Origin of the sequence: Vulcanisaeta distributa JCM 11216 (assembly GCF_001315985.1) — an archaeon.
Classification (GTDB): Archaea; Thermoproteota; Thermoprotei; order Thermoproteales; family Thermocladiaceae; genus Vulcanisaeta; species Vulcanisaeta distributa_E.
The window spans coordinates 1-15,206 of sequence record NZ_BBBI01000021.1; the positions used below are offsets into that span (position 1 = coordinate 1).

Here is a 15,206-nt window from a genome sequence, read left to right on the forward strand (position 1 = left end):
GGCTCTTAAGGCAATGTCGATAAAGTTCATACTATTGTAATTAAGCCATATGACTGAGGTCTTGACCACGTTGTCTATTTCATGGTAATTCATTTAAGCATTAACGCCTTAATGGGTTAATGGGTTTGATTAGGGATTTGAGGGTTGCCCTAGCCAGTAGGCGACTGTTCAGGAATTGGCTCGTTGCGGGACTTAGGTACTTCCTCATTATGCATGGGTTGGCCAAGGGCCTCATAACCGTTAAATGCGGTAACGCCAGTTATGGGCTGAGCCCAAGCACATACTCACTCATAATTAACGCCCACTATGATGGTTATGTAACCGGGTTTAGATGTGGTGATGCCTTGGAGGTTTTCCTTGGTGATGCCATAAGGCTTGTGGTTAATAAGGATGGCAATGTATTATTCGTAATGCCCGACGGCATTAGGCTCTACGCCGATTACCCGGATTTAACGGTACTCCCAGAGACTTGGCTTTATGATACTCACTTCCTCGGTTTTGATCTCAGTGGTTGGCTTGTTTTTGACGTTGGCGCCTACGTTGGTGATACTCCGCTTTACTTCGCCAGGCGTGGTGCCTTCGTTGTTGCTGTTGAGCCCGTGCCGACCTACTTCAATGCCATGCTCAGGAATCTCGAGCTTAACCCGGAGCTCAAATCCAGAATATTACCAATAAATGCCGCAATCGCTGATAGGGATGGCTACGTGGAGATTGGGTTGGATGGTGAGGTTGATGGTGAGGCATCAATGTTCAAGGGAGGTGTTAAGAGGGTTAGGGTTAGGTCCTTCACACTGGGTTCGTTGCTAAACCATATCAAGAATTTAGGCGTTGATATCAACTCATTTAGGGTTAGGGCTTTGAAGATGGATTGTAAGGGCTGTGAGTGGGACGTTGTCAACAATGAGTTGGATACCCTAAAACTATTCGATGTAATAAAGATCGAGTACAGCACATACCTGAGGAACTACCCAGTGAATGAGTTAATGGGCAGGGTGGAGTCGCTGGGATTCAAATGCAGGAGATATGCGCACAATGAAATAGCCGTGAAAATGGGACTAAACAAGCATGGAACAATAATGTGCATGAGGATATGATTTCATTATTATTTGCAGATAATACTTTTAAGCCATGCATTTAATCATTGGTAATGATTGTTATTGGTTTTAATTGGCCAGGGTGGCATGATCATTCTGTTGCGGTGATTGTTGATGGCGAGTTGGTTTTTGCGAGTGAGGAGGAGAGGTGGACAAGGCACAAGCACTCGCCAGACGAACCACCAATAAATGCCTTGAAGCAAGCCTTCGAATTCCTAAAGAACAAGTATGGGATAAAGCCGAAGGATGTAGATGCGTATGCTGTGAACTTCGACCCAAGTATATTACCTAATAAGCTATATATGCAAGCATTGAGAGGTATTATCATTAATTCTTTGCATTTTGGTTATTTTAGTGGATTTTATGGCTATCTCTCCATAATTGATTGGGTTAGGGCTTTGGTTGGTGCTGGTTTTCGTTTTGTTACTTGGTCTTTAGATAGAGGTACGATTCTAGTTTGGGCTGAGAGGTTTGTTAGGAAGGCTGTTTATGATCTTGGTGAGGAGTTGCCAAGTAGGGTTAGGGTTATTCCTGTTCCTCATCATCTTGCTCATGCTGCTTCGGCCTACTACTTCAGTGGTTTTAACAATGCTACCGTCCTTACCGTTGATGGTAGTGGTGAGTTTGAGTCCACAGTGGTTTGGCGTGTGAGGGATAGTGAGTTTGAGAAAATAGTCTCAATACCGACCTATTACGGATCACTCGGTCTCCTTTACGAGGAGGTTTCCTGGACAATAGGCTATGATCACCTCGAGGGCCCTGGTAAGGTCATGGGTCTTGCACCTTATGGCCAGAAGAGCAAGTACTATGATAAGCTTAGGTCCTACTTCAGGTTCGATGATAAGGATTACCCGTACTACATAAGTGTTGATGGTTCTAGGCCTAGGGTAGTCAAGGGTGATGATGCTATTTATAGGAGGCCTTACCGCCTCATCGCTGAATCTTTGTTTCCTGGTCGTGTTCCTTGGGATCCCCGTGGCGAACTTAATCGTGACGCCACTGATTTGGCTTTTGCTGTTCAGGCCGTGACTGAGGAGGCCATGCTTAGGCTCGCTGAGTGGGCTAAAAGCCACACTGGTGAGCAGAATCTTGCCCTTGCAGGTGGTGTGGCCCTTAATGCTAAGGCCAACATGGCTATTCACTACTCCAAGTTATTCAGCGACTTGTTCATATTCCCAGCAGCGAACGATGCCGGGACCACAGTCGGTGCTGCGGCTTATGTCTATGAGCATGTTCTTGGTGGTAAGATGAGGAGGGGGGAGGCTTAGGACTGTTTACTTGGGGCCTGAGTACAGTGATGATGAGGTGAGGAAGGTTGTTGAGCGTAGTAGGTTCGAGGCTAGGTACATCGGTGATGATGTTAATGAGGTTGCTGACTTGGTGAGTAAGGGCTTTGTTGTTGCTTGGTATCAGGGGCGTGCCGAGCTTGGCCCTAGGGCCCTTGGTAATCGCTCGATTGTTGCTGACCCTAGGAGGCTGATATGTGGAGGTTGGTGAATAACATCAAGGGTCGTGAGTGGTGGAGACCACTGGCTCCTTCATTGCTTCTTGAGGACGCAAGCAAGTACTTCATTGACCCAGTCCCTCACCAATTCATGATACTAATGCTCAAGTACAGGGAGGGAATGAAGGAGGTGGTTCCCGCGGTCTACCACGTTGATGGAACAGCCAGACCACAGACTGTTGCCAAGGACGAAAACCCAACGTGGTACGAACTAATCAAGGCATTCAAGGACCTTACTGGCGAGGGCATTGTACTAAACACAAGCTTTAACCTAGCAGGAGAACCACTAGTCGAGACCCCCCCAAGCGACGCACTAAAATCCTTCGCCTTCGGAGGATTCGACGCCATTTATATGCAAGGATGGCTAATAAGAAAGAGGTGTAGTTAATGAATACGTTTGCATTCAACAAGTTCGTTAGTGCGTATGAGTTCATTAAGTACTTGCATTATTATTTTAATAATGTTCAATTTAGAGGTGGTCCTCAAATTTACTTAGATAATAGGCTCAGGCCTTAGTATGAATATTGAGGAAATTGGATTAATAAAATGTGACGGAAAGGACTAACATAGATGTAGCCCTATTGTTAGGATTGATTCGAGCGCATTAAGCTTAGTAGCTCGCTGTAGATTTTATGGGGATTATGGTATTCCTAGCCTTAATATGTGGTGGCTTGTATTGCTTCGAGGATATTAATTAATGTGTCTGGATAGTCCTGACTCTTTTATCTATACTGTTATTAAGTGATGATCTCTTATTCCACTTAATGGTCTTTTTTAATTGGTTTAGTGCATTCTCAAGTTCGTCATTCCACTTTGTCCTTGTTTTCAGTTCCTCTATTCGTTTTGTTAATTCCTTTATGAGTAGTTTTATGTCGTAGGCAGCTTCCTCCCTGTTTCTGTACTTGCTCATTGCCATGTCCGGGTCCGGCCCATTATACTGATAGTCGTGTAGTTCCAGGGCTGTGTTTGTGGTGAAGGATAACCCTGCATGCCCGATTTCCTCGAGCATTTGTGATAGTGCCTTCATCCTACCCGTCGGTATTCTTGGGATTGCCCTCTCCATCAACCACTTCCTCTCATCCTCGGTCTTAGCCGCTTGAATTAGTTTATCAAGCTCGAGCCTAAGCAAGGCAGCCAAAACGCCCTCCAGGCTGAAAAGCCTTACCAGCCGCATTCCTAACCAAACCCTCGTTAAGGAAGCGCAGGGCTAGACCAGCCTCAACCAAGGCCTCCAGCAGCCTTGCATTGATGTAGTCCTCTGTGGTTGGCTTGGGTAGTGGTTTTTCTAGGGTTTCTGTGTTCATGTTAATTCATTTAGTCGCCATTAGGTTTAAATAACTATGGTTCGACATGGTTGAGGTCCTCATGATGTCTGTAGCGCCCTTTTGATGGCTTCCCTATGGAGTGGTGTCTGCCAGGCCACGTACTTGCCAATGCCCAGCTCGGGATCCCTCTCGGGCGGTGGTTGGTCTATCCAAAACCATGGGTCTCTATCATGGAGGTTATAGAGTATTAGGTTCATCTTAATTAGTTCATTAATTAACTCTCCAGGTGCTTCGGGGGGGCTCCATAACACGTCTGGGTCCTCAACGGCTTCCTTGAGCCAGGTCCTCCACTTGTTGATGAACTGCGGCGTTATGCCCTTCTCCCTAATGAGTTCCCTTACTACGGCATCGACGCTCCAACCAGCCCTGTACAGTCTAAGGAGCATCCTCGGGTTCCCGCCTGTCTCCTGCCAAGCATCGTTAAATGGCGGTTTCCCGCCGGGTATTTGCTCGTAGAGTTTCTCGAATCCCCCCCCTTAGCCATGTTCCAGGTTGGTTTAAATTCAGCCCAATTATGGCGTCCTATTTCGCGTAGGCTTAATCCCTCGCTTGTCGCCACGACTGTTACCACCCTCTCATACTCGACCGGCGGGTGTTCTAGAATGCCTAGGAGGCCCTTAACGTATATTGCTGCCTTGTCAATGCCTATGGCTTGGAAGATGTCGTCGACGATTACCGCCAGTCTACGGGTGCCAGCCTCAAGGGCCTCCCTGGCGATGTCAATAACAGCCCAAATGACCTTACCCCCCCAGGCGAGTTGGCCCATGGCCTCGCGTATTAAGGCTAGAACCTTCTCGCGTAGGTTGGCAACGCCAAGCTCTGCCCTGGCGATGCTTTCCGTGGGATTTATATAAATAATGTCGAAGCCGTAATCCCTAAGCAACTCAATGGACTGTAGGAGCCATGCGGTCTTTCCGCAGCCCTCTGGGCCATAAACCACCTGCACTGGGAATGTGCCCCTCTCAGCCCAATCCCTAACCTGCCCAAGGGCCCTCTCCCTATCAACGAACTCCACCTGCCGATCAGCAAAACTAAGCCTAACCCTCCTCACTATATTAATCCCCCCCTAAGCCTACCTTTTATCCTCTTCCCAACTTAATTAAGGACTCCATGAGCATGCAATGAGCCACAAATCCATCAAGTGCATTGCGTAGGGCTCGGACGCATTAATGCATACTCATAAATATCACTTCCCAATAGGGAAGTAATGATGTTGAAAATCACTTAACAATTAGGTAATTACTAAGAATGCCTAACTACAGGGGTTTAGGCCTTAAACTGTGTTGCTCCCTACATGAGGGAATTTAAGGTATGTGGATTAATTATAGGTCGTTATTAGTATGGCTCTTGCAATGGCTTAGGTGCTTATTCCATATTCGTTAAGTCACTAAATCTATAGGGCCTACTCAACGTGAGGCTTTATCAATGAATTCGCTACCGCAATCCCTGGGGGCCACTTAATGGCTTTTCTTAATTCGTTTAGTGCGTTTTCGAGTTCGTCGTTCCACTTTATCCTTGGCTTTAGGTTCTCGATTCTATTCACTAACTCCTTTATGAGGCCCACCACGGCAACCGCGGCCTCCTCCCTATCCCTGAACTTTGACAAAGCCAGATCCGGGTCTGGCCCGTTGTATTGGTAGTCGTGTAGTTCCAGGGCTGTGCTTGTGGCGAAGTAAATCCCCCCCGCATACCCAATCTCCTCGAGCAATTGCGACAACGCCTTCATCCTCGTTGTTGGAACCCTCGGAACAGCCCTATTGATTAACCAACTCCTCTCCTCATCAGTCTTGGCAACCCTAACCAACCTATCGATCTCGAGTCTCAATAATACAGCTAAAAATGCTCTCCAGGCTTGGAAGCTTTGCCGGCCGCATTCCTAACGAGACCCCCTACCCAGGAATTCGAGGGCGAGTTTAGCCTCAATTAAGGCTTCAAGTAACCTAGCCGCTATATAGTCCTCCGTACTTGGTTTTGGCAGTGGTTTCTCGAGTGCTTCTAAGTCCACGATTAAGCGTGCGTGGATTACTTAAAATACTTAGCTCCGTAATAACAACCCTGTAATTGGGGGGGTTGAAGGTAGGCATGAACCCAGCTTGATAATGGACTAGGGCGCGGATCATGAGGGTAATCGCCTTCGGCAAATCTTAGGGTTTCCCCCCCACCCTGTTAAGCTCATCCTTAAGCTCCCTGAGGGCCTCCTCAAGCTCACCACTCCACCTCACCCTCGGTCTCAACTCCTCAACGCGCCTAACCACCTCATTGACGAGCTCTAAAACCGCCGCTGCGGCTTCCTGCCTATTCCTAAACTTCGATAGCGCCATGTCTGGGTCCGGACCATTGTACTGATAATCGTGTAGGCTTAGGGCCAGTGCTGTGTCGGGTAGTAGGCCGGCGTGCCCAACGTCACTGAGCATCTTAGACAAGCCCATCATCCTACTCGTTGGTACCCGAGGCACAGCCCTATCCATTAACCATTTTCTCTCTTCATCACTATTAGCAACCTTCAATAATTTATCTAATTCAAGCCTAAGCAAGGCTGCTAGAAGGGCTCTCCATGCCTGGAAGCCTTACCGGCTGAGTTCCTAACCAAGCCCCCCCTGCTTAAGAACTCAATGGCGAGCCTAGCCTCGATCAAGGCCTCCAATAGCCTCGCATTCACATAATCCTCAGTGGTTGGTTTAGGTAAAGGCTTCTCAAGGGCTTCGGTATTCACAGTTTAAGGTTGTGATTAACTTCCTTAAATACTTACCTTGCGTTAATGCTTTATACTCTTCAGCCACGTTTAATTCCAGTACCTTAGTTCCTTGATTTATGTCGAGACTGCTGTGTAGGGATTTAGTGATATCATGGTTGAATTATTGTGAGGACTTGAAGGTTAGCGAGGCTTAGCACTAGGGCTGGTGCAGCGTTATTTCTGTTGCCTTAGCTTTGGGTATACGAAGACCACCTTAGCAATCATTGCGTAGTACCTGAGTTTCCAGGCGTACTCAATTAGGTCCCTCCTCTTCGTTTCAAAGCCCTCCTTCTCTATTAAATCTGCGATCTCATTCATCTGCTCGATATCCGCCATCGTGTACTCATTCGGGTCCTTATCAAGTAATTGTTTAAGTTTCTCATAGACCTCCCACGTGTAGTACTTGGTCCTTGGCACCGGTAGTAGTGCCTTCACCATACCCCCCCTGAGGGTCAGCGCCTCCGTCGATGTGAATATGCCCTTGGTCTCCAATGCCGTTATGAGAACCTCGGAGAATTGCGTGAACGCGTTTTCAAGCCTTTCAATCCTAGCTTCAATACTACCAATCCTACTCTCAACCCCATTAATTCTATTCTCAAGCTCATTAATTCTACTTTCAATTCTATTGAACCTATCTTCAATTTGATTAAGCCTTAAATCAACATGGCTAAACCTGGACTCCACCTCCGTGAACTTCCCGCCGAGCCAATAGGCTAGGGATGCCGTTGATGATGCGATGCTCACCACCACGGCGATTATCGTAGCAACATCAACCAAAGCCCACACCTAATTAACAATAGCGTGCTTGATATAAATACCTTATTACGCTTTAAATAATAACGAATTAATCCCAGAATTGGAAATCCTTAAAAGTAAATATTAATGTCAGCATTAGTATGAGGGTCTTAATCACGGGGGGGTGTGGTGGTTACATAGGCACGTTATTAACGCCATACCTAATCAGGAAAGGCTATAACGTTAGGTGTGTTGATAGGTTATTCTTCGGTGATGATGTGCTTAGGCACGTAATTGGCGAGAGGAATTTCGAACTTATTAAGGCGGATACAAGGTCAATAAGTAAGGACGTACTTAACGGTGTTGACGCTGTTGTAGACCTTGCAGCATTGTCCAACGACCCAGCCGGTGAGTTGAACCCTCAGTGGACGCTTGATATTAATTATAGGGCTAGGGCTAGGTTGCTAAGCTTGCCAGTGAGGTTGGTGTCTCTAGGTATGTGCTTGCGTCAAGCTGTAGTGTTTATGGCAGGCAGAGTGGTATTGCTGATGAGAATACCGAGCCGAACCCATTAACGACGTATGCCAAGGCTAACCTGTTGGCTGAGAGGGATGTGCTTCCCCTGGCAAGTAGTAGGTTTACGGTAACGGCACTGAGGTTTGCCACCGTCTATGGACCATCGGTTAGGATGAGGTTCGACCTTGTGATAAATGCCATGACGCTGTCCGCATTCACGGATGGCGTAATTTACGTTGAGGGTGATGGCATGCAGGAAAGACCTCTTGTTCATGTTATGGATGTCGTAAGGGCCATTGGTGCAGTACTCGAGGCACCAAGTGATAAGGTTAATGGTATGGTATTTAATGTGGGCTCTGATGAGCAAAACTTTAGGGTCATTGAAATGGCTAAAATTGTGCAGGGCATAGTTGGTGGTGAGGTCAGGTTCAGGGGGGGTGTGGTTGACGCCAGGAGTTATAGGGTTAGCTTTAGGCGCATTAGGGAAATGCTGAACTTCGCCGTGCTTTATAACGTGGATGATGGCGTTAAGCAGGTATACCATGAATTACTCACTGGTCACTTAAAGCCTGAGGATAGGTGGTTCACGGTTAGGTGGTATAAGAGGCTCCTTGAGCAGAATCCGAAGCTGCTGGATAGTTATTAAGTGGTGCTGATTATACTGTTGCCCTCGCCAAGTATTAAGCTATAATTACCGCTGTTAAGCCTGACCCTTGATTTAGGACCAATAATGCTATCAACGAGTCTAGCCCTACCCAACTCAAGCAATGCATCACTAAGCACCAGTGACCTGCTCACTACCGCCATTTACCAACACGTTGGATTCAACATCGACGTAATGCTCGATTACGGTGTCCTTACCAATTACCGAACCTCTCCCGATATAGGCTGGTCCGTGAACCCTACCCTCAATTACGGCTCCACGTTCCACGATAATCCTACCATTAACCTCACCCCCCCTAACCTCACCCTCAATCCTCGGCTTAACCTCATCAAGCATTAGATAGAGTAGGTCGAGTATGTCCTGGGGGGGTGTTCCCATGTCCTTCCACCAACTATTGGTTACCGAGTAACCAACCTTTTGCCATTATCAATGAACCACTGGATTAGGTCAGTTATCTCATACTCACCCCCCCTCGCCGACGGTTTAAGCGTACTAAAGGCCCTCTCCACATCACTGGAGTCTTTAAATATGTATAGCCCAGTCATAACGAAGCTATTGGGTGGCGGTTCCCTGGGCTTCTCGATAAGCTTCACTATCTTGCCATCCTTAATCACGGCATTACCAAACCGGGTTGGGTCCTTATGCCTGGTTAATACTACGTAGACGTCGTAATCACCCTCCCTGAACTCGCGGATGAACCTATCGAGCCCCCCCTCACCGAAGTAATTATCGCCTAGGTGCACTATTAGCTCACCGTCTGCGCCCTCCTCAATGGCCCTATGAATTGCATGCGCAATACCAAGTCTCTCCCTCTGCTCGGCGTATTTAATGCTCACGCCCATACCCGACCCATCACCGAGAGCCTGCCTAAACAGGAAGCCTAGGTGCCCAACAACCACGTAAATATTACTAATGCCGTTGCTCATTAATCCCTCTATTATCCTCGTGACCAGGGGGGGCTTACCCATTATTGGTATTAATGGCTTTGGTAACGTATACGTTAACGGCCTGAGCCTGGTGCCTTCACCGGCAACGAGAATAACGCCGTTTATAGGCATTAATTACCTCCTTGTGGGATTAATTTTAAAGTATTTAATTTAGGGCTTCATTATTAACATCCATAATATTTAAAATGCCGGGTATGGTTGATTCGTGAATGGTTAAGGAGAGTGCCGTTGTCGCCATTGTGCTTAATTACCTGCCCACTGTGGCCAATTACGCATTGGCGATTGCCTACATAGTTGTTTTGACGAGGTACATACCGCTGACGCAGTACGGTTATTACAATGCATTATTTGCAATAATTAATTCAATAGGTGCCTTGATACCGATACCGGGTATATCAGGCGCGATCGCGAGGGAGGGCGCCATTAAGTATGCCAGGGGCGGTGATGCCAAGCCCTACTTCTCAGCCATGATCCTAATGTCATTGATTATGGCCATCGTCTATGACCTAGTGATTGTCCTGGCCACCCCCCCATTATACATGAGTAATGGCATACCTAGGTGGTTGTTTGGTACTGCGTATATCTATGTGGCCACGGTCTTCATACAATCAATAGCTGGCGCCCTTGGTCTTTATCTATGGTTAGTGGGTAGGGTTGCGTCCCAGGGCATGGGCTCGGCAATCAACATGCTCGTAATGAGGGTGCTCCAGGTGTTGTTAATTATCGCTATGCGTAATGTCTATGCGCTGGCATATCCGTACTCCTGGGCTCATTGGCTCAGTTGCTTTATTATGTGGGCATCGTTAGGGGGGGCTTGGTAGATCCACTACTTGGTATTGACGTGATAAGGCGTGGTGTGAGGGGGGGGTTCCTGGAGTTTGGGTTTCAGTCATGGATACTTGGCTACATGGGTACGCTGAGCTTCAACTTAATTATGTACTTGGTCTACATTTACCTTGGCCCTGGATTTACGGGTATTTACGGACTGGCAGCCGCAATAGCCAATGCCGTGACTGCCCTAGGCCCTGCCGTGTCCACGGTGATGAATAGCAGGTTGTCCCAGGGACTTGGCGTCGGCATTGACGTGGGTAGGGCATTCCGTGAGTACGCAATACCGTCCTTCATAGCCGCGTCACTGCTTGCCCAATTAATAGTCCTCGCGTTACCTGCCCTGCCGATGATGGGCATTATTAGTGGTGAGTACGTTAAGTCAATACCCTACGCCTCCGTATTACTTGGTTATACTCCATTAGCCGTAATAGCCAGTATTTACACGTCCTATTACTGGGTAATTGGCAGGGGGGTTGGTACGCATTGCTGGCAAACGTTGTTGGCCTCGGCCTTGGGGTGCTTGCTTACGTAGTTCTTCACTTCCTTGGGATCTACATGGCCATAGTCAGTAATTACCTAATTTACATGTTGACACTCATAGCCTTTTGGTTCAGTGAACGGTGGAGTGTCAGAAGCATTAATGTGTTGGTTATTGGTTTGTTCCTGATCCTAACCATCGTCTCCTCCTGTGCCGTGCCAATTCCAGATCCGCCAATTACCTGGCCATTGGCTCAATTAATTAGCATGGCCATACTGCTGATGGCCCTCTACCTAGTTAAGCCATTACCCAAGGCCCTAATTAATCAGGTTCCAGGGTTCGCGAGACCATTGATTACGCCTTTTATTAAGACTGAGAGATAAGACTGGCAATCCCCCCCTTCGGTATTTCTATTCCCCCCCATTTGTTGAAGGTTTCCTTGATGCTAACTATCCTGCAGTCGCTTGTTCCGTAGGCACCGCCTAGCCTGTCAATGCCCCCCCTGCAGTAGTCTGGGTGTAGCCTCGGTAGGTTATCCCAAACCCACCTGGCTATTATCGGGAACCTATCAATCAACGAATCAAACATAAGCCAAGCAACAAGCCTAATCTCATGAAACGCACCCAAACCCGTCCTAAGCGGTACGAAGTTCAGGAAGAACTCCCTAGCATTCATCTGAACCCAAACCCTACTGGCCATTGCGTTTGGGAGTAGGTACCTGGCATCCTCGGGCGCTGATCCCTCCCTAGCCTTATGTAGGCCTGCGACATACCGCCTAAATAACCAGTCCACTCACTGGCTAGGCTTGGCGGTAGTACATAGCGTAGCTGCCCCCCCTTTGTGTAATCCACGTACCTCTGGCTCTCCTGCCAGTAACTAGCCACCCTATGTCTAACGAGCTCATGCGTGAACGCCCTACTACCCTCAACAAGCCAACTCGCCCCCATGAACTCAAGGACACTGTGATGCCCATCCCTAAGGAAGCCCGTTATCCTCCTGACCACGAGCTCGGGCCTCTCCCTAACCCTCCTCAGTGAGTCCTCAATGGAGTACGCCCTATAAACAACGTCGGTCATTGCCGCAACCAACTCCTCACTACCCCAGGTAAGCACAAGCTCAACCCTTGGTTTAATTATGCTAACCACATTTACCTTTACCTCCTGCACACTTATAAGCTAGGCATCGAATTAAAACTAAGTAGGAAATAAATTAAGAGGTATTACTACTATTGATACAGCCAGCAGGCAACCTGCCCATTATCGACCATTATTTACTAAGCTTCTCAAGCTCTGCCTTAAACTCCTCGTAAGCCTTCTTAACCTCCTCAACGCTGGCCTCGTCCTCAAGCGTGGTTACATCACCTAATGGTTGCCCAGTGACTACGGCCCTAACGAGTCTCCTCATTATCTTACCGCTTCTAGTCTTTGGAAGCTTCGTTACAAAGAAGATATTGGATAACGTGGCTATTGGCCCCACAAACTCTCTAACAGTGTTATTTAATTCGGCCTTTAATTGCTCAGAGGGTTGGTAACCCTGCTTTAGGACGACGTAGGCCACGGGAACCTCACCCTTAACTGGGTCAGGAACACCAACAACCGCGGCCTCAGCAACAGCCGGGTGCTGTATTAACGCTGATTCAAGTTCATACGTACCAAGCCTGTGGCCAGCCACCTTAATTACCTCATCAGCCCTACCGAGTACCCAGAAGTAACCGTCCTCATCCTTAACTGCGTAATCACCTGCGTAGAACATCCCAGGGAACTTACTCCAGTAGGTCTTGACGTACCTATCTGGGTCTCTCCAGATCGTCAATAGCATTCCGGGCCACGGTCTCCTAATCACTAGGTAACCTCTTTGCCCAGGTTGTATTGGGTTTCCATTATCATCAACAACATCGGCATCAATACCAAGCAATGGTGGTCCGTTAGTACCTGGCTTGAGTGGTACCAGGGCGAGACCTGGTGCGTGGGATATCAGTATGCCTCCCGTCTCTGTCATCCACCAGGTGGAGCCGAAGGGCACCTTCTCCCTACCAGCTAGTTTCCAAAGCCACCTCCAGGCCTCTGGGTTTATTGGCTCGCCAACTGAGTGGATGAGCCTTATCGTGCTAAGGTCATGCCTCTTAACCCAGTCATCACCAAACCTCATGAGCGTCCTTATACCCGTGGGGGGGCTCGTGTACAGTATGGTCGCCCCCCCATACCTCTCCACAATCGCCCACCAACGATCTGGGTTTGGGTAGTCAGGCGCGCCCTCATACATTATCGTTGTCATACCCTCGAGGAGCGGCCCAAACACTATGTAGCTATGCCCAGTTACCCAGCCGATGTCCGCGGTGCAGAAGTGGATGTCATCCTCCCTGGCGTCGAATACCCACTTCATGGTTGCGTGGAGTAGTACCATGTAGCCGCCTGTGTCGTGAACAATGCCCTTGGGCTTACCCGTTGTACCGGACGTGTATAGGATATATAGCGGGTGCTCACTCTCCACAGGCTCTGGCTCAACGTATGTGTTTACCGGTACGTCACGCATTAATTCATGCCACCAGTAGTCCCTGCCCTTAACCATGTTAATGTCATTAAGGCCAACCCTCCTGTAGACAATTACGTTCTTAACCGTGGGTGACTGCTCAAGGGCCTTGTCAACGATTTCCTTAAGCCTAATCACCCTACCACGCCTGTAACCACCGTCAGCCGTTATCACCAGCTTAGCCTCGGCATCATTAAGCCTGTCAGCCAATGCCTGAGCCGTGAATCCGCTGAAGACCACTGTGAATATTACGCCGAGCCTTGCAGCCGCGAGCATCGCTATTGGGAGCTCGGGAATCATTGGTAAGTAAATACCTATGGTATCGCCCTTCTTAAGGCCGAACTTATTTTTAAGTACGTAGCAAGCCTATTAACCTCGCGCCATAGGTCGTAATACGTGAGCTTACGAACCTCAAGTGGATTACCGTTTTGGTCAACCGGCTCACCCTCCCAAATAATGGCCACCTTATTCTTCCTACCACCCTTAACATGCCTATCCAGTGCCAGGTACGACGCGTTCAACCTACCACCAACAAACCACTTATAAAACGGTGGTTGTGGATCAGCGGCAAGTACCTTATCCCAGGGCTTGAACCACTCGAGTTCCCTGGCAATATTTGACCAGAAGGCCTCAATGTCCTTAAGACTCTCCTGGTGAATTCTTTTATATTCCTCGGGATCGACTGCCCTCTCCTTCCCAATCTCGGGGATTATTTTCTCTTTAAAGGGTAGAGCCCATGTAACTGACATACAAGGTAATACTAAGTTATAGAGTTTTATAAGCTTTATCAACAATATATTATTTTATAATAATATAAAACGGCAATATTCAGATATATAATTAATACTAACCAAGTCCTACTAAACATTATTGAACGGACTTCCTACTACTCAGTATGTGCTCCACCTGCCTCTCTATGTAATTCACCGTAAGCCTCACGCTGTTGAACTTCTCATCAATCTCCTTAATCCTAGGCTTAATCTCCTCGTTATAGATCCTCCAGGCCCTGGGCTGAAGCATACGCACTAACTGCGCTGTCCTGTACATGGCAACGATTTCGGTAGGCCTCAATTCCCAGGGAAGTCTCAACTCCTCGAGTCTCCTAGCTCTGACATACTTAGCCCTACCCATTTCAATAGCGTGCACGTGATGGGCAAATAGGTGGAGGAGTGTGTTCATGTCAATTCTGTAATTAATGAGTATTATTGACTCCTCTGGGAAGTACTTACCAGTAATCACTTGGCATTGTTGATCCCTATCCACGTACTCAATGCATTCGTTCGTGGGGGGGTTTACCGTGGCTATCACCTTGGGCTTCTCAATATTCATGCTTTCTGACAGGTTCTCGAGAATCCCCCCCTCGGCACTGCTCTCGATGTCCTCGAGGGGGGGTTTTAGGATTGAATTCTCGATCTCCATAATCACTTGGTTGATGAAGTCCCTACCTGCGGACATGAACCTATTATTATTAATTCCGAGACTTATAAATCCTCCCTAGCCTTTACCTAAAATAGATTAATGCCATGTAATAGAGACCTATGCAAAAAATGCACAGTGTATTATGCCTAAAGTATACCAATACTCATTGACTGCTTGTGAGGTTTGGTGAGTTAACGGTTGACTTAAGGGGGGGTATTGGTTGCCCATACGGCAGTACACTTGCCATACAGAACTTCCGCGATGCGCCGGTGGGCTCCGTGATAACGTTTATACTCGATGATGAGGAGTGCTACCTAACATTGAAGAGGTTATTCCCACTGCTTGGGCAGAGGATCGTCAGGTCTGAGGAGCAGAATAGGGTGTATAAGCTCTCGGTCCTCAAGGTTAGGTTTTTCTAGATTGGGTAATG

The 15,206-nt window shown here is 47.8% G+C and carries 11 protein-coding genes and 8 pseudogenes; 8 read left to right on the forward strand and 11 right to left on the reverse strand.

Going from position 1 to position 15,206, the window contains the following annotated elements:
• Positions 1-119 precede the first annotated feature (119 nt).
• The 3 genes and pseudogenes from JCM11216_RS12325 (at position 120) to JCM11216_RS19760 (ending at position 2,986) form a co-directional block, all read left to right on the forward strand.
• Complete coding sequence (locus tag JCM11216_RS12325) at positions 120-1,094, forward strand: FkbM family methyltransferase (protein ID WP_054854391.1); 975 nt, start codon at positions 120-122, stop codon at positions 1,092-1,094.
• Between the two features lie 53 nt (positions 1,095-1,147).
• Positions 1,148-2,362, forward strand: a complete 1,215-nt coding sequence (locus JCM11216_RS12330; RefSeq protein WP_243676282.1) for a carbamoyltransferase N-terminal domain-containing protein — start codon at positions 1,148-1,150, stop codon at positions 2,360-2,362.
• A gap of 112 nt (positions 2,363-2,474) precedes the next feature.
• Positions 2,475-2,986 (forward strand): annotated as a pseudogene (locus JCM11216_RS19760) (hypothetical protein).
• A 306-nt stretch (positions 2,987-3,292) separates the two neighbouring features.
• Here JCM11216_RS19760 and JCM11216_RS12335 read toward each other — a convergent pair.
• From JCM11216_RS12335 to JCM11216_RS12355, 5 genes and pseudogenes are all read right to left on the reverse strand, one after another.
• Positions 3,293-3,902, reverse strand: a pseudogene (locus tag JCM11216_RS12335) (PaREP1 family protein).
• Between the two features lie 59 nt (positions 3,903-3,961).
• A pseudogene (locus tag JCM11216_RS12340) lies at positions 3,962-4,974 on the reverse strand (ATP-binding protein).
• 351 nt (positions 4,975-5,325) lie between these two features.
• Positions 5,326-5,928, reverse strand: a pseudogene (locus JCM11216_RS12345) (PaREP1 family protein).
• A gap of 139 nt (positions 5,929-6,067) precedes the next feature.
• A pseudogene (locus JCM11216_RS12350) lies at positions 6,068-6,636 on the reverse strand (PaREP1 family protein).
• Between the two features lie 195 nt (positions 6,637-6,831).
• A complete protein-coding gene (locus tag JCM11216_RS12355; protein WP_054854392.1) occupies positions 6,832-7,443 on the reverse strand; it encodes a hypothetical protein in 612 nt (203 codons plus the stop codon).
• Between the two features lie 110 nt (positions 7,444-7,553).
• Between JCM11216_RS12355 and JCM11216_RS12360 the strand changes: the two are divergent.
• A pseudogene (locus JCM11216_RS12360) lies at positions 7,554-8,554 on the forward strand (SDR family oxidoreductase).
• On the opposite strand, the gene JCM11216_RS19765 reads toward JCM11216_RS12360, so the two are convergent.
• From JCM11216_RS19765 to JCM11216_RS19775, 3 genes are read right to left on the reverse strand one after another with little or no spacing between them, the layout of a single operon-like run.
• Positions 8,551-8,706: a hypothetical protein gene (locus JCM11216_RS19765; RefSeq protein WP_243676283.1), complete on the reverse strand. Its 156-nt coding sequence runs from the start codon at positions 8,704-8,706 to the stop codon at positions 8,551-8,553. The pseudogene JCM11216_RS12360 and the gene JCM11216_RS19765 sit on opposite strands and share 4 nt — an antisense overlap.
• On the reverse strand, positions 8,684-8,950 hold the full coding sequence (locus JCM11216_RS19770) for a hypothetical protein (RefSeq protein WP_243676284.1): 267 nt from the start codon (positions 8,948-8,950) through the stop codon (positions 8,684-8,686). The genes JCM11216_RS19765 and JCM11216_RS19770 overlap by 23 nt, the downstream gene beginning before the upstream one ends.
• A 20-nt stretch (positions 8,951-8,970) precedes the next feature.
• A complete protein-coding gene (locus JCM11216_RS19775) occupies positions 8,971-9,630 on the reverse strand; it encodes a sugar phosphate nucleotidyltransferase (RefSeq protein ID WP_243676285.1) in 660 nt (219 codons plus the stop codon).
• Positions 9,631-9,728: 98 nt separating this feature from the next.
• On the opposite strand from JCM11216_RS19775, the gene JCM11216_RS19780 reads away from it, so the two are divergent.
• From JCM11216_RS19780 to JCM11216_RS19790, 3 genes are read left to right on the forward strand one after another with little or no spacing between them, the layout of a single operon-like run.
• Positions 9,729-10,340: a hypothetical protein gene (locus JCM11216_RS19780; RefSeq protein WP_243676286.1), complete on the forward strand. Its 612-nt coding sequence runs from the start codon at positions 9,729-9,731 to the stop codon at positions 10,338-10,340.
• Entirely contained in the window at positions 10,313-10,882 is a 570-nt protein-coding gene (locus tag JCM11216_RS19785) for a hypothetical protein (protein ID WP_243676287.1), read from the forward strand. The genes JCM11216_RS19780 and JCM11216_RS19785 overlap by 28 nt, the downstream gene beginning before the upstream one ends.
• Complete coding sequence (locus JCM11216_RS19790) at positions 10,834-11,211, forward strand: hypothetical protein (RefSeq protein ID WP_243676288.1); 378 nt, start codon at positions 10,834-10,836, stop codon at positions 11,209-11,211. The genes JCM11216_RS19785 and JCM11216_RS19790 overlap by 49 nt, the downstream gene beginning before the upstream one ends.
• On the opposite strand, the pseudogene thyX reads toward JCM11216_RS19790, so the two are convergent.
• From thyX to JCM11216_RS12385, 3 genes and pseudogenes are all read right to left on the reverse strand, one after another.
• Positions 11,195-11,904 (reverse strand): annotated as a pseudogene (gene thyX, locus JCM11216_RS12375) (FAD-dependent thymidylate synthase). The gene JCM11216_RS19790 and the pseudogene thyX overlap by 17 nt on opposite strands.
• 190 nt (positions 11,905-12,094) lie before the next feature.
• A pseudogene (gene acs / locus JCM11216_RS12380) lies at positions 12,095-14,106 on the reverse strand (acetate--CoA ligase).
• Positions 14,107-14,224: 118 nt separating this feature from the next.
• The gene (locus JCM11216_RS12385; protein ID WP_054854393.1) at positions 14,225-14,812 is read right to left on the reverse strand and encodes a hypothetical protein; all 588 of its coding nucleotides are present in this window, start codon (positions 14,810-14,812) and stop codon (positions 14,225-14,227) included.
• A gap of 140 nt (positions 14,813-14,952) precedes the next feature.
• On the opposite strand from JCM11216_RS12385, the gene JCM11216_RS12390 reads away from it, so the two are divergent.
• A complete protein-coding gene (locus tag JCM11216_RS12390) occupies positions 14,953-15,195 on the forward strand; it encodes a hypothetical protein (protein WP_054854394.1) in 243 nt (80 codons plus the stop codon).
• Positions 15,196-15,206: the final 11 nt, after the last annotated feature.